The organism is Marinigracilibium pacificum (assembly GCF_012926615.1).
GTDB classification, from domain to species: Bacteria; Bacteroidota; Bacteroidia; order Cytophagales; family Cyclobacteriaceae; genus Mangrovivirga; species Mangrovivirga pacifica.
Map to the genome: position 1 here is coordinate 234,209 of NZ_JABBNU010000001.1, position 19,257 is coordinate 253,465.

The 19,257-nt window shown below is 33.7% G+C and carries 18 protein-coding genes; 8 read left to right on the forward strand and 10 right to left on the reverse strand.

What is annotated here, in order from left to right:
* Positions 1–64 precede the first annotated feature (64 nt).
* Positions 65–1,993 carry a cation:proton antiporter domain-containing protein gene (locus tag HH304_RS01115; protein ID WP_169677598.1) on the reverse strand — a complete coding sequence of 643 codons (1,929 nt, stop codon included), beginning with the start codon at positions 1,991–1,993 and terminating at the stop codon, positions 65–67.
* A 76-nt stretch (positions 1,994–2,069) separates the two neighbouring features.
* Positions 2,070–2,552: an Lrp/AsnC family transcriptional regulator gene (locus tag HH304_RS01120; protein ID WP_169677599.1), complete on the reverse strand. Its 483-nt coding sequence runs from the start codon at positions 2,550–2,552 to the stop codon at positions 2,070–2,072.
* A 149-nt stretch (positions 2,553–2,701) separates the two neighbouring features.
* Here HH304_RS01120 and HH304_RS01125 point away from each other — a divergent pair, with 149 nt between their 5' ends.
* The gene (locus HH304_RS01125) at positions 2,702–3,970 is read left to right on the forward strand and encodes a cystathionine gamma-synthase family protein (RefSeq protein WP_169677600.1); all 1,269 of its coding nucleotides are present in this window, start codon (positions 2,702–2,704) and stop codon (positions 3,968–3,970) included.
* Positions 3,971–4,015: 45 nt separating this feature from the next.
* Here HH304_RS01125 and HH304_RS01130 read toward each other — a convergent pair whose 3' ends face one another.
* The 6 genes from HH304_RS01130 to HH304_RS01155 all read right to left on the reverse strand — a co-directional run bounded on the left by HH304_RS01130 (position 4,016) and on the right by HH304_RS01155 (position 9,874).
* Positions 4,016–5,089 (reverse strand): alanine racemase, encoded by a 1,074-nt coding sequence (locus tag HH304_RS01130; protein WP_169677601.1) that lies wholly within the window; start codon positions 5,087–5,089, stop codon positions 4,016–4,018.
* Between the two features lies 1 nt (position 5,090).
* A complete protein-coding gene (gene alr, locus HH304_RS01135) occupies positions 5,091–6,242 on the reverse strand; it encodes an alanine racemase (RefSeq protein ID WP_169677602.1) in 1,152 nt (383 codons plus the stop codon).
* Complete coding sequence (locus tag HH304_RS01140; protein WP_169677603.1) at positions 6,220–7,377, reverse strand: amidohydrolase; 1,158 nt, start codon at positions 7,375–7,377, stop codon at positions 6,220–6,222. Before HH304_RS01140 ends, alr begins: the two co-directional genes overlap by 23 nt.
* Positions 7,374–7,814: a GNAT family N-acetyltransferase gene (locus tag HH304_RS01145; RefSeq protein WP_169677604.1), complete on the reverse strand. Its 441-nt coding sequence runs from the start codon at positions 7,812–7,814 to the stop codon at positions 7,374–7,376. Before HH304_RS01145 ends, HH304_RS01140 begins: the two co-directional genes overlap by 4 nt.
* Positions 7,815–7,816: 2 nt before the next feature.
* The gene (locus tag HH304_RS01150) at positions 7,817–9,253 is read right to left on the reverse strand and encodes a sodium:solute symporter family protein (RefSeq protein WP_169677605.1); all 1,437 of its coding nucleotides are present in this window, start codon (positions 9,251–9,253) and stop codon (positions 7,817–7,819) included.
* Positions 9,254–9,388: 135 nt separating this feature from the next.
* Positions 9,389–9,874: a MarR family winged helix-turn-helix transcriptional regulator gene (locus HH304_RS01155; protein WP_169677606.1), complete on the reverse strand. Its 486-nt coding sequence runs from the start codon at positions 9,872–9,874 to the stop codon at positions 9,389–9,391.
* 195 nt (positions 9,875–10,069) lie between these two features.
* Here HH304_RS01155 and HH304_RS01160 point away from each other — a divergent pair, with 195 nt between their 5' ends.
* Positions 10,070–10,456 carry a response regulator gene (locus HH304_RS01160; RefSeq protein ID WP_169677607.1) on the forward strand — a complete coding sequence of 129 codons (387 nt, stop codon included), beginning with the start codon at positions 10,070–10,072 and terminating at the stop codon, positions 10,454–10,456.
* Positions 10,457–10,460: 4 nt separating this feature from the next.
* On the opposite strand, the gene HH304_RS01165 is transcribed toward HH304_RS01160, so the two are convergent.
* Positions 10,461–12,026 (reverse strand): hypothetical protein, encoded by a 1,566-nt coding sequence (locus HH304_RS01165; protein ID WP_169677608.1) that lies wholly within the window; start codon positions 12,024–12,026, stop codon positions 10,461–10,463.
* 331 nt (positions 12,027–12,357) lie between these two features.
* Here HH304_RS01165 and gldJ point away from each other — a divergent pair, with 331 nt between their 5' ends.
* Entirely contained in the window at positions 12,358–13,554 is a 1,197-nt protein-coding gene (gene gldJ, locus HH304_RS01170; RefSeq protein WP_169677609.1) for a gliding motility lipoprotein GldJ, read from the forward strand.
* Positions 13,555–13,606: 52 nt separating this feature from the next.
* Here the strand turns inward: gldJ and HH304_RS01175 are convergent, their stop codons facing one another.
* Positions 13,607–14,284: a ComF family protein gene (locus tag HH304_RS01175; RefSeq protein ID WP_169677610.1), complete on the reverse strand. Its 678-nt coding sequence runs from the start codon at positions 14,282–14,284 to the stop codon at positions 13,607–13,609.
* Positions 14,285–14,355: 71 nt separating this feature from the next.
* On the opposite strand from HH304_RS01175, the gene HH304_RS01180 reads away from it, so the two are divergent.
* The 5 genes from HH304_RS01180 to ybeY all read left to right on the forward strand — a co-directional run bounded on the left by HH304_RS01180 (position 14,356) and on the right by ybeY (position 19,251).
* Positions 14,356–14,712, forward strand: a complete 357-nt coding sequence (locus HH304_RS01180) for a carboxymuconolactone decarboxylase family protein (RefSeq protein ID WP_169677611.1) — start codon at positions 14,356–14,358, stop codon at positions 14,710–14,712.
* Positions 14,705–15,088, forward strand: a complete 384-nt coding sequence (locus tag HH304_RS01185; RefSeq protein ID WP_169677888.1) for a hypothetical protein — start codon at positions 14,705–14,707, stop codon at positions 15,086–15,088. Before HH304_RS01180 ends, HH304_RS01185 begins: the two co-directional genes overlap by 8 nt.
* A 148-nt stretch (positions 15,089–15,236) precedes the next feature.
* A complete protein-coding gene (locus tag HH304_RS01190) occupies positions 15,237–18,398 on the forward strand; it encodes a coiled-coil domain-containing protein (RefSeq protein WP_169677612.1) in 3,162 nt (1,053 codons plus the stop codon).
* 2 nt (positions 18,399–18,400) lie between these two features.
* Positions 18,401–18,802, forward strand: coding sequence for an ATP-binding protein (locus HH304_RS01195; protein ID WP_169677613.1), 402 nt, complete (start codon positions 18,401–18,403; stop codon positions 18,800–18,802).
* Positions 18,802–19,251: an rRNA maturation RNase YbeY gene (ybeY, locus tag HH304_RS01200; RefSeq protein WP_169677614.1), complete on the forward strand. Its 450-nt coding sequence runs from the start codon at positions 18,802–18,804 to the stop codon at positions 19,249–19,251. Before HH304_RS01195 ends, ybeY begins: the two co-directional genes overlap by 1 nt.
* The last annotated feature ends 6 nt before the right edge of the window (positions 19,252–19,257 follow it).

The window sequence follows — 19,257 nt, forward strand, 5'->3', positions numbered from 1 at the left end:
TTAGACTTTTTCTAAAGACAGGGCAAAACTAACCCTTGTTTAGAATTAATCCAAATAAGATCCGCTAATCTTTTTCAAATCTTAAGCTTACTTCTTCAAGACTATCAATATTTCCAACCAGGGTAACTAAATCTCCCCGGCGAAGACGTGTGTAACCATGTGATATTATGAAGTGGCCTTTCCTTTTGATTGACAAGACTATGACATCTGAAGGAAGTGAAATGTCTCTTAAAGCAAGACCATGAAGTTCATCGCTTACAAGTTCAAGTTCAATTGTATCCTGATGCTCTTGCATTCCTAATAATAAACTTGTTGCTTCTGGTGAGCGTACATAGTGATCAAGTAATGAAAGTATTGCAGTCCCAGGCTCAATTATTTTGGCTCCTAACTCATGGAATTTTTTGAAGTAATATCGGTCATTAAGCTTTACAACAATTCTTTCAACTCCATACACTTCATAAAGTAGCTGGCATATATGTAAGTTTTCCTGATCTCCTCTCATCAATACAACTGATTCAACTTTATCTATTTCAAGCGCATCGAAATACAGAGTACTAAATTCAGGTAGAATCACTTGGTCAACCTCCTCATTTAACCCATCCAAATCCTCGTTTTCTAAATTGACTATTTTTGGATTCCAATTATGCTCTTTCAAAACCTGTGTTAAACTAATTGATTGTCTGTCATTACCGAAAATCAATACATCTCTTGAACCTTCGAATCCTTTTATTACTGCTTTGGTATGTGCTTCACCAGCCTTTTGTATATAATATTTATATAAAGGTGGGCCAACAAATTGATTAATAACTATAAGAGCAATCATTGTGGTGGTAAATATTTGCTGCCATTCTCCAAAAACCGCAAATGACTCTGTGGTCAACGACAAAGCAACCCCAGCCTGTGTAATATATGGCATCCAGCTAGTCATAGTAATTCTCCAATTAAACTTGCTTAATCTACCTACAGAAACGGAACTTATAAAAAGGGCTAAAATTCTAATTACAAACAATCCGAGAGCAACTGGCCAAACTTTTAATAGGATATCTACAGATACTGACGCTCCGGTAAGGGTAAAAAAGATCAAATAAATATATGACCCCATATCATGAATTATCTTGGAGAATGCCAGACGCTGCCTGCTATAATTCGTAACCTGAAAACTTGCTACAATACAGATTAATAAAGGTTCCAGATATACCTCAATATGAAAAAAGTAATCAAAAACATGCTTTACAAAATCAGTTAACCTGAAAATTCCAAACCCACACAGTAATATCAAAGCTCCCGTTACCTTGAAATTAAAATTAAACTTCAATAATCTGTCAATTAATATCCCAAGAACATAACCTAAGACTATGGTAGCAACCAGATTAGCACAAAGAAGCAAAACAAACCACCCGCTAATCTCCTGTCCAAGCAACATTGACTGGACAATAGAAAAACACACGGCAAAAACCATTATTACAAGAACGTCTTTGATTACAATGACACCCATTGAAATTCTAGTTAGCGGACCATGTGCTCTCAATTCGTTTATGACTGCTATTGCTGCTTCTGGACTTCTGGTAATAAAAATTGTTGCAGACAAGAGGCTGATTCCAAACTTGATGGTCGAAGAAACTTCATCAAGCATACTGATATTATTTACCAGCCAATAAATAAGAACAAAAGAAACAACAAAGGCGACTACAATCTGACCAAAGGTTTGCCAGAAAATTGCCTTCCCGGATGACCTTAGTTCTTTAATACGTAATTCATTCCCTGCAGCAAATGCAATAAACGCAAGACAGAGGTCAAATAGATATTCTAACTGAACAATAGAGTGTGACGGTATCAGATTAAAAATAAAGGGTCCCGCACATAAACCAGAAATCAGAAGGCCGGTTATTTTAGGCAACCCAAATTTAACTTGAATAAACTCTGCAATTTTCCATGCAGCTATTGCAACAATTGCAAAACCTCCTAAAGCAACCCAAAAATTCAGTTCAAACATATAGTCGAAGCGGTAATTTTCTAGCGGGAAAAATTTCCCATCCTAATATATAAATGTATTTCCTATTTTAAAATAATTAATCAACACTCAAATCCGGAATATGAATAGGAACAGAAGTTTCGGTTTTAATTTCGTCAAGGATAAACCAGCTATGCACTTGCGATATATTTTCCATTGCGGCTAACCTCTTCACAACAAACCTTTGGTATGCATCCATATCGTCCACACAAACTTTTAACAAATAATCCATTACACCTGCCATATGGTAACATTCCATTACTTCCTTTAAGGGTAAAATTTCTCTCTCAAACTGTTCGATCATATTCCTTTGATGAGAAGTCAATGTTACAGATGCAAAAACAACAATCTCTTTCCCAATCTTTTTTCTATCAATTAAAGCGACATATTTTCTGATATAGTTATGCTTTTCAAGGTATTTTATTCTCTCATAAACGGGAGTTATGCTTAAGCCCATTGATGCTGCAAGTTCCTTCATTGTTAATTTCCCATTATGCTGAAGAGCATCAAGGATTCTCATGTCAGTCAGATCGAGTTTCATTGGAAAAATTTTTTCTGTTTTAAATGTTTAGCCACCCTGAATTTAGAAAATTATTCCCCATTGATTAATAAAAAAAGAATATTTTCTATAGCTAAAGACTTTTACAATAAAATTTTACAATATGTGTGTTAAACCCAATATTAGCTAATATGAAACCAGAAAGTTTAATGATGAGCTATGGTTACAAACCAGAGCTTTCAGAAGGAGCGCTAAAGTGCCCAATTTTTTTAACCTCAACATTTGTTTTTAAAAATGCTGAAGAGGGAAAATCATTTTTTGAAGTAGCTTACGGACTAAGAGAGAAAAAGGAAGGTGAAGAATTGGGGTTGATCTATTCAAGACTAAATAATCCGGATCTTGAAATTTTAGAAAACCGATTAACATTGTGGGATAATGCCGAAGATGCAGCTGTATTTGAAAGCGGTATGTCTGCAATTAGTACGTCCATGCTAACATTTTTAAATCCTGGAGATACACTTTTATATTCAAACCCCCTTTATGGCGGGTCGCACCATTTCATAAATCATGTACTCACACGATTTGGAATTAATATAATTGACTTCAATTCAACTGAATCCAAAGAAGACATTTACCAAAAGATCGAAGATGCGAATCTTTCTGGTACAGTTAAAATGGTCTATGTCGAAACTCCCGGAAACCCGACAAACTCCCTAATTGATTTAAAAATGTGTGCTGAATTATGTTCTGAATTTAGTACAGAAGAAAGAAAGTCTTTATTGGTTGTTGACAACACTTATCTGGGTCCGTTATGGCAAAACCCATTGAATATTGGCGCTGACCTTATTGTATATTCAGCAACAAAATATATTGGCGGACATAGTGATGTAATTGCAGGGGCTGTTCTTGGGTCAAAAGAACTAATGGCTCAAATCAAAGGAATGCGTACTTTTCTTGGCAATATGGCAGGTCCATGGACTGGGTGGTTGCTTATGAGAAGTTTAGAAACATTAAAAATGAGAATGGAAACGCAAGCATTCAATGCAGAAAGAGTTGCAGCTTTCTTAAATGAGCACCCAAAAGTCGAAAAGGTTTATTATCTGGGAGACCTTACTCCTGAAAAAGACCCTGAGGCTTATCGAATTTACAAATCGCAATGTAAGAGTCCGGGAGCAATGATCAGTTTTGATATTAAAGGTGGAGAAAAAGAAGCATTCAAATTCCTGAATAGTTTAAAGCTTATCAAACTTGCGGTTTCTTTAGGTAGTACAGAGAGTCTTGCAGAGCATCCATTTACAATGACTCATGCTGATGTATCCTCAGACGTAAAAAACTCAGTATCAATAACTGAAAAATTAGTAAGAATAAGTATTGGGGTAGAAAATCCGGATGATATTATTTCAGATATAAATCAGGCATTAGAAAAAGTTAAGGTTCCTGATTTTTCCTTTCTACAATAAACAACAAAAAAGGCTGTGATAATCACAGCCTTTCTTTTTATTAAATTATTCTATAACTTTTTTATCAATATAATCAGAGTTTAAGATACTCAGTGCACCCATATACTTCAGATCAAAGGCAACTAAGTCTCCAATGTTCATATTTCTATTTGTTTCTCCAAGGTCAATTATTAACATATCCGAGCTTGCTCCCGAAATTGATAATTCTTTGTTTTCAGGAATTAAATAATCCGGATCAATATCCAACAAGCCTATATCAATAATGGCACGATAGCTACTTTGACCATAATCTTCTTCATTTATCTCAAAGGTTTCTCCACTTGGATTCTCTTCAAGTACCCCAATTGGAACTTTTGGCTTTTCTGTAATCTCGATTATTTCTGCATAAAGTTTAAATACATCATGGTTCATTCCTTCAACATATTCTCCAGTAAACAAGTTATTTCCAAAGTAAAGAATTTCACCTACTCGGAAATGATTTATACCCTTTGGCACCTGATGCTTAAATAATAAAGGAACAACAACTGATGTACCGCCGGTTACCCATGGAATTTGGACACCAAATTTTGTGTCAATCAATTGCTTATACAAACTCAATTGAACGAGTTTATCTGTAGATGGCATTACTCCGTAGAGACAGTTTAAATTTGAACCTATCCCAGTAACCTTTATGTTTGGTAGTTTAAAGACGGATTCATAAAAATCCATTAGTTCTTCTCCCATAACACCTTCTCTCAAATCACCCAGCTCAATCATAATAATGACCTTATGCTGTTTGTTTTGCTTTACTGCTTCCTCGCTAAGCCACTTTATTGTTTCATACTCCGTATTAAAACTAGCATCAGCGTATTTTATAATTTTCGAAATACTTCTTTTTGCAGGAGGCTTAATATAGACAGTTTCAACATCCGGATTAATTTCCTTTACTTTTTTTAGGTTGGAAATTCTACTGTCGCAAATTTCTTTCGTTCCGAGGTTAATTATTTCTTTAAGATATGCTTCATTACCACAAAGTAATTTGGAAACAATGGCCCAGCTAATGTTATTTTCTCTAAAAACATTATTTAAAAACTGGAAATTATGTTGAAGCTTTGATTTACTTAATGTTAAATAAGCCATATTATTTTATGTATCTGGGTATGTCTTGCGGTAAACGAGTTAACAATTCATAATTGAGTTGGTCACTTAACTCAGAAAACGAAGAAACAGTTACTTCCAGGTCTCCCTGATTACCAATTATTACTACCTCATCATCAATTGAAACATCTTCAATTCCTGTTACATCAATTTGAAGACAATTCATATTAACTATACCAACAACAGTAACTCTTTCTCCTCTTATTAGTACACGTCCTGTATTACTTAAGGTTCTGCTAAAGCCATTTGCATAACCAATAGGAACAATGGCAATCTTCATGTCATGACCAGCCAAAAATGTAGTTCCATAGCCTACATAATCACCAGTGTGTACATTTTGAATACTCATAATTCTGCTTTTCCAGCTAATCAATCTCCACAAAGGACTTTCCTTTACTTTCTTGTTTTTAAGATATTCAATGAAAATCTCTCTACTTGGCCAAAAGCCATATTGCAAAATACCAACTCTAACCAAGTCGAATTGCATGTGTGGATACCTTATTAACGCTGCAGAACAACAGGTATGATATATATCAGGTTTAACCTCAAGTTTCTCTGATTGTTCTTTTACTCTGAGAAATTTTTTACATTGATTTTCAACCCTGACATAATTTGTTATACTTTCTGCTCCGGCAAAATGAGTACATAGAGCTTTAAAATAAAGGTTTTCTTTGTATTGAACCATAAATGAAAACACCTCTTCAATCTCTGACTCATCAAAACCAGTTCTATTCATTCCTGTTTCAACCTCTATGTGACAAATTGCCTTTTTGCCAATTCTTTCAGAAATCTCTCTTGCCTTCTTTAATCTTTGTTTTTCAAAAACAAAAAATTCAATTTCATTTTGAATAGCCCATTCAAGGTCTTCAGAATGAATATCACCCATTATCATTAGGGTGAATCCTTTACCTTTTATTACCTCAAAAACTCTTCGGGCTTCATAAGAACTATAAACTGAAAAATGTTTTACTCCCGATTCAACAGCAATCTTTACGAATTCCTCAATTCCATGACCATATGCGTTACCTTTTACAACACTTGAAATTATTGTATCACGATTAATCTGTGTTTTAATAAAGTCAAGGTTATTCTTATAGGCTTCTGAATTAATTTCAATATAAGACGTATGGCTCATTTAAAAGATTTTTGTCATCTATCAGGTTCATAAACATATCAATCGACGGACGAATAATATCATCTGGAAAATTGTAATCCGGATTATGTAATGCTGAAGTTTCAAAACCAGCACCTATTCCAAACATAGCTCCGCTAAAACGGTCTGTGAAAAGACCAAAATCTTCTCCCCATTTAAACGGTAGTTCGATTTCCTCATATTCAAGACCTGATTTGTCAGCAGCAGTTTTTATTGAATTGACCGCATGTTCATCGTTTACATTTGCAAAAAATGACTCCGTCCATTCTATTTCATAGGTAATTTTATCTTTACATATTTCTTCAATAATATCCAGAACACTTTTCTTTAATCCTGCCATACGTGCATTCAATCGAGTTCTAAGCGTATAATGCAATTCTCCATATCCTGCACTTACTCCATAACTCTTATTCCCTACATGAGTATAAACAGGTGTTAACAGTTGAAAGTCATTACTAGATAAATCCGGGTTTTGAAGCTTTTCAAACTCATCAATCATTTTACCTATATACCCCATTGGGTTAATGCCATGCTCAGGTTCGGCAGCATGTGCTGTTACGCCCTTTAGTTTAATTATGATGCTATCAGCTGCACATGAAAAGCTACCTTGTTTACACAAAACCTTGCTTTTCCTGACTCCCGGTATATTATGCAAAGCATAGACAACGTCTGGTGATACATTCTTAAACTGAGGATCTTCAATAACAGCTTTTGCACCATGCCCATTTTCTTCGGCCGGCTGAAAGACAACATGAACTTTTCCTTTTTTAATTCCCGATTGATCTAATAATTTACACACTCCCAAAATAATAGCTGTGTGCCCGTCATGCCCACACAAATGTGCAACTCCATCATTAACCGACTTATATTCAAGATCTGATTCCTCCTGAATAGGCAAAGCATCAATATCTCCTCTGATCATAACTTCCGGTCCATTCTCTGTTCCTGTAAAAGTGACTAAAACACCAGTATGACCTATAGGTGAAATTTTTGCGGTATTTAATACTTCAAGTCTTTTTAGTATTCGGTTCTGAGTATATTTTTCGTGATCTGATAATTCAGGGTGCTTATGTAAAGTATGCCTGAATCTGATTAAGTCATCAATCTTTACTTTCATTTGTTCTGCAACCTCATTTCAAGATATTTATTTGTAAAACCGAGCTTCTCGTATAAAAATTTTGCTGGATTATGTGGTTCAACATGAAGTGCTATATCACCAGTTGTTATATTAATTGCTTCTTGCATAAGCTTCTTTCCTAATCCGGCACCACGCTTATCAGCATGTACGGCAATATAAACAAGGATATTTTCAGGAATATATCCGGACATACCGGTATTATTGATTACTACTGCTCCAACAATTTTCGAACCATCAGCAGCAACAACAACGTTTCCGCCTCGATTAAATACGTATTCAATTGCTTTTAAAATATCTTCTTTCTTATCTCCAAACTCATCAAGATGATCTCTTAAGAAAGTAGCGATAGCGTCATTTGAAAATGAATTATTTTCACCTGTATCTTTATTGATAACTGTAAATGTTGTCTCTGTCATTTTTATAAAGTTTTTATTTTTGTTTTTGGGTCAACTATAGTTATAAATATAAATAATATTGCTGAAACCAGGATTCCATAAATATTGGCATCCAGTCCAAAAGGTAAATAATTTTTAAAGAACTGTTCCAGAATAACTGTGGTGAGTCCTCCGGATATCATTGCTACTAATGAAGCTGTTGCAGATACTCTTTTTGTAAATAATGCCCCCAACACAGGAACAAAAAGTCCTGAAACCATAAATCCATATGATAAAAGCATTGTATCAAGAACACTCTCAACACTCAAAGCAATAAATATAGATAATGCGCCTATAATCAACGTTGCTAATTGTGAAAGTTTAAGGTGACCAAATTTTTTGCCTCGGTTTCCAATTAAGTCCGTTACAATATTTCCAGAAGCAGCCATCAAACAAGAATCTGCTGTTGACATAATTGCGCTAAAGTATGCTGACATCATTAACCCCATCAACCCTGGAGGTAAAATTGTTTTTAATAAAAGAGGTAAGCCTTTTTCCGAATCCAGATCACCAATTGCAGAAAAGCCTTCATGAACAAATAATCCCTGATCTAATGCCACACGAGCTAATAACCCCAAAACTGTTCCCATTAAAGCCATAATTGGCCACTCAAATAATCCGGCTATAAACCATGCTTTTTTAGCATCCTTTACATCTTTACAGGCATATATTCTTTGATACAAAGTCATACCTACAAACCAGATTGGGATTATAGTGATAGCCCAGTTAACAATTTGAACCCAGGTGATATTCGTAAAAGTGAGTAGTTCAGGATTAATTGATTCGACAATTGCATCATATCCTCCAACGGCTGAGTATGACATTGGAATTCCAATAAAAATCAAACCTGACATTAAAAGAATCCATTGAATGGTATCAGTATAAATTACAGCCTTTAGCCCACCCATTACGGTATATATTACAGCAATTCCTCCCATTATATAAATAGCCATATCAGTATCCAGCGCTGAGAAAGTCGCTCCGGCAAGTTTTGCTCCTGCCAGTATTTGAGAAGCGGTAAATCCTAAATAGCCAACTGCTGAAATAATTCCAGCTACGATTGCTACATTTTTACCATAGAAATGACCAAATACCTGTGGAAACGTAAGTAGGTTAATTTTATGAGCTAACTTATTAATTTTAGGTATTAGAAAAACTGCTGCTAACCATGCACCAATCAAACCAGTGAATAACATCCAAGAGCCTGACAGCCCCATTGTAAAACCAAGACCACCAAGTCCGATACTAAATCCACCACCTACATCTGTTGCCACAACAGATAAGCCAACATGCCAGGGTCCGATTTTTCTTCCTCCAACATAATAATCGTCGGCTGTTTTATTACTTTTTAGAAAATAGATTCCAACACCTAACATGACAATCATGTAGATGATGAAGATCACCAGGTCTATTATTTCCATAAAATCACTTGATTTCTGCTGAACTTTTGTGAAGCTTAAATACTACTAAAAGTGCTCAATTCGTATCTTTTGATTAAAAATAGTTTCTGTGGAAACAAAATTACAATGAATTTAACCGTTCTGCCAGTTAAAGTGCTATTCATTGGAATTTTGAATAATATCGCCTGGAGTTAAAAGTGGCGAGGCATCGATCTTACCTGCATCCATAAGATTAACAAGTGTGTTAATTGAGGATTTAATAATATTCAATTCTGATTCATCCATTTGTTCGAGACTTTTTTCAAGTTTTTCCTGCATTAATGGAGGGACCTTATCAAAAGTGTTTTGTCCTAATTTGGTTAAAGCAATTAAGCTACTACGTTTATCATCTTGTCTAGGTAACCTTGCTATATACCCTTTTGCTTCCAAACGCTTGATAATACCCGTAACTGTACTGGCGTTAAGGTTAAGGTGTTCCTTAATGTCCTTTTGTGTTGCCATTGAGCTTTGTGATTGCTTAAGAAACTTTAATGTTAACAATTGGGGTATGCTTAAATCATACACTTTTTGAATACGCTTACTTTCAAGGTTAATTGCCCTGATTATTCTCCTAAGGTCAATAAGAATATCTGTGTAATCCATATCGTTTCTGCAGAAAATATTTTTTCAAAGATAAATAATTATTTATTTGATTATGAAGAAAAAAATATTGGAATAAGCTGTCTCAAGTAATAATCATTCCAAATTAATACTCTAAATAGTTGACAATTAGTCATTTGTTATATATTTTCAAGCCTTTCGAAAATTTTTTAACCATTTAGCCACAAAAGTATACGAATGAGCCCAAGAGAAATCAGCAAAGTTTTTATTATCGATGATCAACCTATTTGCAACAAATTATGTAAAAACATGCTCTCTTATCATTATCCTCATTTTCACGTCAATGAATACACTGATGCAAATGCTGCATTAAATGATCTTGAAAAAGGAGAGGATCCTGATTTAATAATTTTGGATATACAAATGAAAGATATGTCGGGTTGGAATTTTCTGGATAAATTTAATTCTTCAGAAAAAAAAGCGAAAGTTCTAATTGTAAGCAACTCACCAGACTATAATGACTTTAAAAAAGCCAAAAATTATGATAGAGTGTATAAATACATTATTAAACCACTTGACACATTAAAAGTTGCCAACTTATTAGAGCCGGCAACTACTTTATAGTTTTTTAAAGACTTTCATCAAAGGTCTCTGGTTGAAAGCCGTTAAATTTCTTTTTTAATCTTCCTTCTGTAATCTTGTGATTAACAGTATAGGAAGGATCTAGCTCTAATCTTACCAATCTTTTATCAGCAAGAACTAACATAAGCTTCTGATAATCATTTTGAAAATCCTGATTTCGCCTATTTTCTTTGAAAGCATACTTTCTCGCAAAAGCATCTGCTTTTGTAATTATCTCTATTTTTAGTTCTGCACAGATGTTTCTCTTTTCAAGAAGGTCTTGAGCCGAACGCCCAATAACTTCTGTAGCCTCAAGTGTATTGATTGTAACAACAGTAGTTCCTCCAACTCCTGAAACCATTTTACTGGCATCACCCTCAAGAAATATTGGAGAAAGACCAGTTGTCGCACCTAATGTTGCATTTAAAATTGACCTGTTCTTTTTGCCCTTTCTTGCTCTTTTATAATCCTTTTCTAATTTTCGCTCCGTATCTTCCAGCTGCTCACTTAAAACATAAACTTCACTAAGTACATTTAGATACTGTTCGTAAAATATTCTGTCTTTCTTTGCCAGGTTTTCTGCGTGGTTTACAATTATTGTAATTTCCTTTTGATCTTTTTTCCCGGACTTATCTAAAACAAAGAAAGTAACTTTAGCACTATCAACTTTTGATTCTTCACCAACAAAATCATAAGAAGGAGTCCATATCATCTCATATTGAGAAGCAGTATTTTTTCGTAATGCAGTCTCTTCAATTTCTGCCTTGTCACTTACAAAATGAAACCCACTGATATCATCATCTCCATTTGGATCAGATAAAAAGAACTTGATATTAACTGTTGAATTTTCAAAAACCTCAATTTTATTAGCTTGAGGAACCATACTTATTTGTGGCGGAAGATCAATTTGAGTTGTTTCGATAATAAGTTCTCCTTCAGATCTTAATTTATGCGGCTGATCTTCAATAAAAAATTGTAATGTATAAGGAGTAGACCTAAGCTTATTGAACTGATACCGTGATGGTTTCCAGGAAACTTCACCTGCTTGTGACACCGATAATCCTTGAGGAAGCTTTGCCGGGTCAACAATAAATACAACAGGGTCTCCATCAGGGTCAGCAAATGCCTGCTTATCTATTTGATATTTATTTTCAACACCATATTGAACATAGAATTTCTTTATAGTTGAAGTTTTTGGCTTTCGATTGGTATGAATGACTCTGAACCAAATTGTTTGTTCAGTTAATGATCCATCAGTAGATTTTGCATATACTATAGATTGAAAATCTTTTAATGAATCAAGTCTGGTTACAGTATTAAAATCGGGAGTGATAAAAAGCTGACCTGAATCAATTTTAATAAACGAAGCAGCCGAACCACTTATTCCCAGCTCAACGGAATCAATATTAACATTCAGATTTACAGAAAGTCTGAGAGTATCTCCTTCATTAACAGAGTATATGCTTTGAGGAAATGAAATCAGATTTTCATTCTTATTTTGTGGAAATAATACAAGCGTTTGAAAAAATAACCATGCTATTAAAAAACCCTGCTTTCCAAAAAATTTATTCATACCTTTAAAAAATCAAATACCTTTAGAATACATTAACAGACGCTAAAGATAAATGTAATAGTACTATTTATGTAAACAATCATATATATTATCTTACATTTGAATGATAATAATGGAGGGTTTTTTCCTTTCATAATTTTTTTTTACTAATTATGCGTAATAAAGTGACATTTATACAGTTTTAATTATTGAAGACGTTTGTCTTTGAACAAAACAGTTAAAATGTTGCAATTATCTACCAATGATTACATAGTCGAAATAGTTAATCGTTGAATAGATATTGAAATATTAATATATTAGCATTCAATTTTTTTCAAAATAGCATAGCACAATGAAAAAACTTTCAAGAACTGCAAAACGCTTATCACTTTTTTTATGTGTAGCAGCAGTGATGGGTTCCTGTAAAATGAAGACTCAGCCAAACGCGCAGAATCCAGGACCTGTCAGTACTACAACCGGCTTAGAATATAATGCTGATGAAGGCTTCCAGGTTAGCGAATACCGCGACCAGCCTGTAGGACCAAACCTTGTATTTATCGAGGGAGGTAGAACTGTACTTGGATCTTTCGAAGAAGATATCATGAACAGTCGCGACAATGTGGAAAGAACTGTAACAGTTGCAAGTTTCTATATGGATGAGACTGAAGTAGCTAACATTCACTGGTTAGAATATCTTCACGCCATCAAGAGAGACTCAACTCCAGAGTTTTATCAATCCGCTCTTCCGGATACAACTGTTTGGAGAAAAGAATTAGCATTTAATGATAGTTATGTTGATCATTATCTAAGATATCCTGGTTTCAGATACTATCCTGTAGTAGGAGTTAGCTGGATTCAGGCAACAGATTTCTGTAAATGGAGAACTGCAGTAGTTAACCAGAGATTAAGTGAAGAGTCTGGTATTGAGGTAGACGCAAACGCTGGTGGAAGAATTCCTTTAGAAAGCGGTGTTGTTGTTCCTGATTACCGTCTACCAACTGAAGCTGAGTGGGAATATGCTGCTTATGCATTAATTGGTACTCAGTGGTTAGATGAAATTCAAACACACTCTAGAATTTATCCTTGGGATGGCCATGCAATGAGAAATCCATACGGAAAAGAAATGGGTTATTTCCTTGCTAACTTCAGAAGAGGTCGTGGTGATTACGCAGGTATCGCTGGTAAATTAAATGACGGAGCAATGATTACTGCTTACGTTTATGACAACCCTCCAAATGATTACGGTTTGTATAACATGGCCGGAAACGTAAACGAGTGGGTACAAGATGTTTACCGTCCACTTTCATTCGAAGATGTTGATGACTTAAACCCTTTCCGTCGAGGTGGTTTCCTTGATGAAGAGGATGGATACGATACAGAAAACTTTAACTCTCTAATCAGTAACAGAACAAGAGTTTATAAAGGAGGATCATGGAAAGATGTAGCTTACTGGATGTCTCCAGGTACTAGAAGATATCTTGAAGAAGATTCTGCTACTTCTACTGTTGGATTCCGTTGTGCTATGATTAGAGCAGGATCTAATTACTAATATTGAATATTTTGAAAAGAAAAGTCCTGGTGCAAATGCATCAGGACTTTTTTTATTTAGTCATAGCTAAAGAAATAACTCCTAAGCTTATACTGGATTTCAGGTTATCCGGGATAGTATCATAAATTGCTTCTAATGTAGATCCGGTTGTAATTACGTCGTCTACAAAAATGATCTTCTCAGGAATATCAGCATCAGAATTCAAAATATAAGTTTCAGAAGTATTAACCCATCTTTCCCACCGTGATTTATTTGTTTGAGAATCCATATTATAAATTCTTTTAAATAAATCAGTTCTTAAATTACACCCGAGGATTTCTGAAAGCCCTTTTGAAAATTCTTCACTTTGATTAAAACCCCTTATTTCTTTCTTTTTCTTATGTAGTGGAACCGGAACCAGCACATAATCTGATAAATCCTCTTTGATAAATTGAGCATACCGCTTACCTAGGTCATACGCGAATTGCCTGTTACCTTTATATTTAATATCATCTAATATCGTACTGACTATATTTCCTTTTCTATAATACAGATAGGAGAAGGCAAAATCAATCGGAAAACGAATAGAAAGCCTATATCTTAACTCATTATCAATACATTCATGAAAATCTGTAACCGGAAGATCAGAAATACAGTTAATACATAGACTTTCAGTTTCATGTTTATACAAAAGTTTTCCACAGGATAAACAGTACTCAGGAAAAAATAAAGAGAGGAAATCTGAGAGCATAGAAATTGTTTTGGTTATATTTTCATTTTGATTTGCAAAAATTAGCTTTGCACTCTTACAATTAAAATTATATGAGTATATCAGTTCAGGAATTTAATGAATATCGCTCTAAAATGAACGAAGAAATTTTAGAGTCTAATAATAAGATCATAAAAAGGATCTTTAATCTTGATACTAATGCTTTTCAAGAAGGTGCTCTTGATCAAACCACAAAAGAAATTGTAGGATTAGCCTGCAGTATGGTTTTAAGGTGTGATGATTGTGTTAGATACCACTTAACAAAATGCCATGAACTAAATCTAACGGATGATCAGGTATTTGAAGTGTTTTCTATTGCCAACCTGATTGGAGGCACAATAGTTATTCCGCATTTGAGAAGAGCTGTTGAATTTTGGAACGAACTAAAAAAAGAGAAAAATGATCTATAAAAAGGACCTGGATCTTGAAAGATCATGGCAGTCTCTTTTAAAAGAAATTGAAAAGTCAGTGGGGAAAAAGCCTGCTGACTTAAATAGTGTCTTATTTTTAATTGGTGTGCATGAACTGGGTAAGGGTCCAAAAAGATTCTCAAAAGAACAAAAGCAAGATCTTATGCATATTGCTATTTGTAAAGTGCTAAGTTTATCAGGATATTATGAACTAGAAGGTATTGATGAAGATGGGTGGCCACATTGGAAAATAATTAAAAAGCTTCCTCATTTTGATTTGTTGGAACAGGAAAAGCTATTAAAAATTAATATTATAGATTATTTTAATAGTGAGTTGGGATTTAATATTAATAGTGATCTAAACGGAAGTACCTGATCTTTCGTTATTTATATATTGTCAAGTATTTGTTTTCAATAAATAATAAAGTATAGATAGTCTTATAAAAAATATCGCCAATTATAAGAAGCGATTCTATACAAGAAAGCTTATTACCAATAGTTTAATTGGTTTAGCATCTTTTCTTGTGATTTATCTAATCGTTTCAAGCCTGGAATATTTCGTATATTTTCCAGGTTCGGTAAGACTTATTCTTTTTATTATTCTCACTTTCACTTTTCTTGGATTTATTTTTGGTGGGATTATTATCCCTTTAATAAGGCTAATTCAATCAGATAAGCTATTAAGTGATGAACAAGCAGCAATATTTATTGGAGAACATTTTCCCGAAATTAGTGACCGCCTTATAAATACATTACAACTTAAATCTTTAACTGCTACCGATCACACACTTATACGGGCAGAAATAACAAAAAGAACTGAAGATCTTCAAACTTATAATTTCTCTTCTGCTGTAAATTTTACTAATGCCAGAAAATATTTAAAATATGTGATACCACCATTAGGTGTAATAATTCTTGTCTTATTAGTTTATCCATCATTTATAACAAATAGCACTGAAAGGTTAATAAACTTTAATAAACATTATTCTAAACCAGCTCCATTTGATTTCGAAATACTTACAGACAATCTGATATATAAAAGAGGTGATAAGGTAGAAATCAGTGTTCAGCTATCAGGTAACAAAATACCTGCTAATTGTTTTTTAGTTACACCCACAAGAAAATACTCGCTTGGTACAAATAAAAATAATGTTTTTAGCCTGACCATTGAACAAATTCAAAAGGGGTTTGAGTTTTATTTTGAAGCCGCAGGGTTTAATTCTCAAACTTATGAATTGTTGGTTGTAGACAAGGCAATGATAACATCATTAAACATAAATGCAAATTACCCTCCATATACTGGCTTAAAAAATGAGTCGTTCAAAAACACAAACAACATTATAGTTCCTGAAGGAACAGAATTACAGTTTGAATGGCAGCTTCAATATTCTGACCAAGCAGTCATTATTGATGACACGCTTGAAACAGTTAAAAATACTGATCAAAATATTAGTCAAATAACTTATTTTAAAACCGCTATTTTGCCTCAGAATTTAAGCCTTTCTCTCATTGGTCAGGATGGAGTAAAAGAAATGGCTTCAAATATTGAATTATCGGTCATAAAAGATGAGTATCCTGCCATAGAATATCAAACTCAATTGGATAGTGTATTATTTTCATATTTTATTATTGGAGGAAAACTAAGCGATGACTATGGAATCAGTAGGTTAAGGCTTTATTACCGAAATAATCCGGAAGAAGATTTTAATTCTATTTTGATTCCTGTTTCTAATCAGCCTAATACAGGTTTCTATTATCAATGGAATATTGATTCCCTAATCAATCAATCTGATTATGGAATAGAATACTTTTTATCGGTTTGGGATAACGATGCTGTAAACGGTAATAAAAGATCAAATACAAGCAAACAAAAAATTACATTTCCATCCAGAAAAGAAATACGAGAAGAACTATCTCAGAAAAAAGCAGAAACTGAGTCGGGGATAGAAAAACAAATAAACAAGGCTGAAGAATTAAATAATCAGCTTGAAGACTTAACTAAAAAGCTTAAAACCAAGAAAGAACTTGACTACAACGATAAACAGGAAATCAAAGATATCCTTAAAAAGCAAGAAGAATTAAGAAGAGAGCTTCAGCAAATGAAGGAAACATATAATGAGTTAAATGAGCAGCAAAAGAGATTTACAGAGGTAGACGAAGAGCTAAAGAATAAAAGTGAACAACTTCAGAAACTTATGGATGAAATTCTCGATGAAGAGACGAAGAAATTATATGATGAGCTTCAAAAAATGTTGGAGGAACAATCAAATCTTAATGAAATTCAAGAAAAATTAGATGATATCCAGTTTAATGAGAAGGAATTAGAAGAAAACCTTGATCGTGCGCTTAAACTATTCAAGCAGTTACAATTTGATTTAAAACTAAATGAAAGTATAAATCAGCTTGAAGATATTCAGCAAAAACAAGAGGAGCTATCTAATACGGAAGACGAAAACGAATTAGAACAACAGAAAGAAATACAAGAAAATTTCGAAGAACTAAAAAATTCTCTTGATGAGTTAAATGATATTAATAAAGACCTGACAAATCCACATAATATGGAGAATACAGGTACAGAACAAGAAAATATAGAGGAAAGCATACAAAAAAGTATCGAAAACCTCGAACAAAATTCAAATCCATCAAAGACTAACGAGCAGCAGAAGAAAACAAATGAACAAATGAAACAGATGCAACAGTCTTTAGCTGGTATGCAAAAAAATATGGAGATGGAGTCAATAAGTGAAAATCTCGACAATCTTAGATTTTTACTTGAAAACTTAATCAAAATATCCATTGATCAAGAAGATTTGTTTCAATCACTGTCCAAGTTAGACAACAGTGACCCAAGATATAATTCATTAGCTAAGAAGCAGTTAGAAATAAAAGACGATTCTAAACTAATTGAAGATAGCCTACGTAGTTTAGCTTCAAGAGTATTTGTAATAGAGGCAACTGTAACCAGGGAATTAGCTTCAATGAATAAAGAAATAGATAAATCTGTTGAGCTATTAAAAGAAAAAAAGGTGAGAGAAGCTGTTGCAGATCAGCAATTTGCCATGATGCACATGAATAACCTTGCCTTATTATTAGATGACGTAATGCAACAAATGCAGCAAGCTATGGCTAATGCAATGGGAATGCCTAATAGTCAGAAAGGTAAACAACCAGGAATGCCGGGTCTAAAACAATTGCAGCAACAGCTTAGCAATAAAATTGAAGAACTGAAAAAGAGTGGTAAGACTGGCAGACAACTTTCTGAAGAATTAGCACGTTATGCAGCAGAGCAGGAGCGTATCCGAAGAATGATGGAAGAACTAAAAGAAGAGTTGGATAATGAAAACGGAGGTTCTGGAATAGGAGGTGATCTTTTAAAGAAGATGGAAGAAAATGAAGAAGACCTTGTTAATAAAAGATTAACTGAAAAAACTATAGAACGTCAGAAAGAAATAATGACAAGGATGCTCGAATTTGAAAAAGCTATGAAAGAAAGAGAGCTTGATGAAGAAAGAAAAGGAGAGACTGCACAGCAAGATTACGAACAAATACCACCATCTTTTAAAAAATATATTGAGGAGATGGAGAAAGAAATAGAATTATTAAAAACAGTTCCATTAAATTTGAACCCTTATTATAAAAATGAGGTAAATAAATACATAAACAAAATTCAAAAAACGACAAACTAACAATGAATACAATTAAAATTGATTTTCCATCCATTCAGGAAAACATTCGAATTGTTGAAAGTTTTATCGACAATGCGAAAGAGAAATATCAATTGACAGACGAAATCTATGGAAACATTATGGTAGCAGTTACAGAGTCTGTAAACAACGCCATACAACATGGAAATAAGAATATAAAGGATAAAAACGTATATCTGTCACTTATATTTACCGAGGGGTCAATACAGTTTGAAGTAGAAGATGAGGGCGATGGATTTGACTACGAAACCCTGCCTGATCCTACTGCACCAGAAAACATTGATAAGCCTGGAGGTCGTGGAATCTTTTTAATGAAGCACTTAAGCGATGAGGTTGCTTTTGAGCAGGAAGGGAAGAAAGTAATTTTAACCTTTTATTTAAATTAATGGATAATAAGATAGATTTTCATATTGAGGAAATAGATTTCCAACTAGATAATAAATCAGAGATAAACAAATGGATTGAAAGAATTGCTGAATTCTATGAAGTAGAAATCAATTCAATTAACTATATCTTTTGCTCTGACAATTATCTGCTTGACATTAATAAAGAATATCTAAACCATGATTATCTAACTGACATTATTACCTTCGATAATAGAGAGAGTGATAATGAAGAAATAGAAAGCGATATCTTCATCAGTATAGATCGAGTTAAAGACAACGCTTCATCTTTAGGTTTGTCGTTTCAAGAAGAATTAAGAAGAGTTGTTATACATGGTTTTCTACACCTTGTTGGATTCAAAGATAAAACACAGGAAGAATCTGACAACATGAGATTAGCTGAAGATAATGCTTTAAACGAATACAACAAGATGTTCCACGTGGAACAATAAAAGTTT

What these genes read in the sequence shown, in the direction of transcription:
- HH304_RS01115 (WP_169677598.1), bottom strand. Translation starts at nt 1,993, where the DNA reads ATGTTTGAACTGAATTTTTGGGTTGCTTTAGGAGGTTTTGCAATTGTT.
- HH304_RS01120 (WP_169677599.1), bottom strand. Translation starts at nt 2,552, where the DNA reads ATGAAACTCGATCTGACTGACATGAGAATCCTTGATGCTCTTCAGCAT.
- HH304_RS01125 (WP_169677600.1), top strand. Translation starts at nt 2,702, where the DNA reads ATGAAACCAGAAAGTTTAATGATGAGCTATGGTTACAAACCAGAGCTT.
- HH304_RS01130 (WP_169677601.1), bottom strand. Translation starts at nt 5,089, where the DNA reads ATGGCTTATTTAACATTAAGTAAATCAAAGCTTCAACATAATTTCCAG.
- alr (WP_169677602.1), bottom strand. Translation starts at nt 6,242, where the DNA reads ATGAGCCATACGTCTTATATTGAAATTAATTCAGAAGCCTATAAGAAT.
- HH304_RS01140 (WP_169677603.1), bottom strand. Translation starts at nt 7,377, where the DNA reads ATGAAAGTAAAGATTGATGACTTAATCAGATTCAGGCATACTTTACAT.
- HH304_RS01145 (WP_169677604.1), bottom strand. Translation starts at nt 7,814, where the DNA reads ATGACAGAGACAACATTTACAGTTATCAATAAAGATACAGGTGAAAAT.
- HH304_RS01150 (WP_169677605.1), bottom strand. Translation starts at nt 9,253, where the DNA reads ATGGAAATAATAGACCTGGTGATCTTCATCATCTACATGATTGTCATG.
- HH304_RS01155 (WP_169677606.1), bottom strand. Translation starts at nt 9,874, where the DNA reads ATGGATTACACAGATATTCTTATTGACCTTAGGAGAATAATCAGGGCA.
- HH304_RS01160 (WP_169677607.1), top strand. Translation starts at nt 10,070, where the DNA reads ATGAGCCCAAGAGAAATCAGCAAAGTTTTTATTATCGATGATCAACCT.
- HH304_RS01165 (WP_169677608.1), bottom strand. Translation starts at nt 12,026, where the DNA reads ATGAATAAATTTTTTGGAAAGCAGGGTTTTTTAATAGCATGGTTATTT.
- gldJ (WP_169677609.1), top strand. Translation starts at nt 12,358, where the DNA reads ATGAAAAAACTTTCAAGAACTGCAAAACGCTTATCACTTTTTTTATGT.
- HH304_RS01175 (WP_169677610.1), bottom strand. Translation starts at nt 14,284, where the DNA reads ATGCTCTCAGATTTCCTCTCTTTATTTTTTCCTGAGTACTGTTTATCC.
- HH304_RS01180 (WP_169677611.1), top strand. Translation starts at nt 14,356, where the DNA reads ATGAGTATATCAGTTCAGGAATTTAATGAATATCGCTCTAAAATGAAC.
- HH304_RS01195 (WP_169677613.1), top strand. Translation starts at nt 18,401, where the DNA reads ATGAATACAATTAAAATTGATTTTCCATCCATTCAGGAAAACATTCGA.
- ybeY (WP_169677614.1), top strand. Translation starts at nt 18,802, where the DNA reads ATGGATAATAAGATAGATTTTCATATTGAGGAAATAGATTTCCAACTA.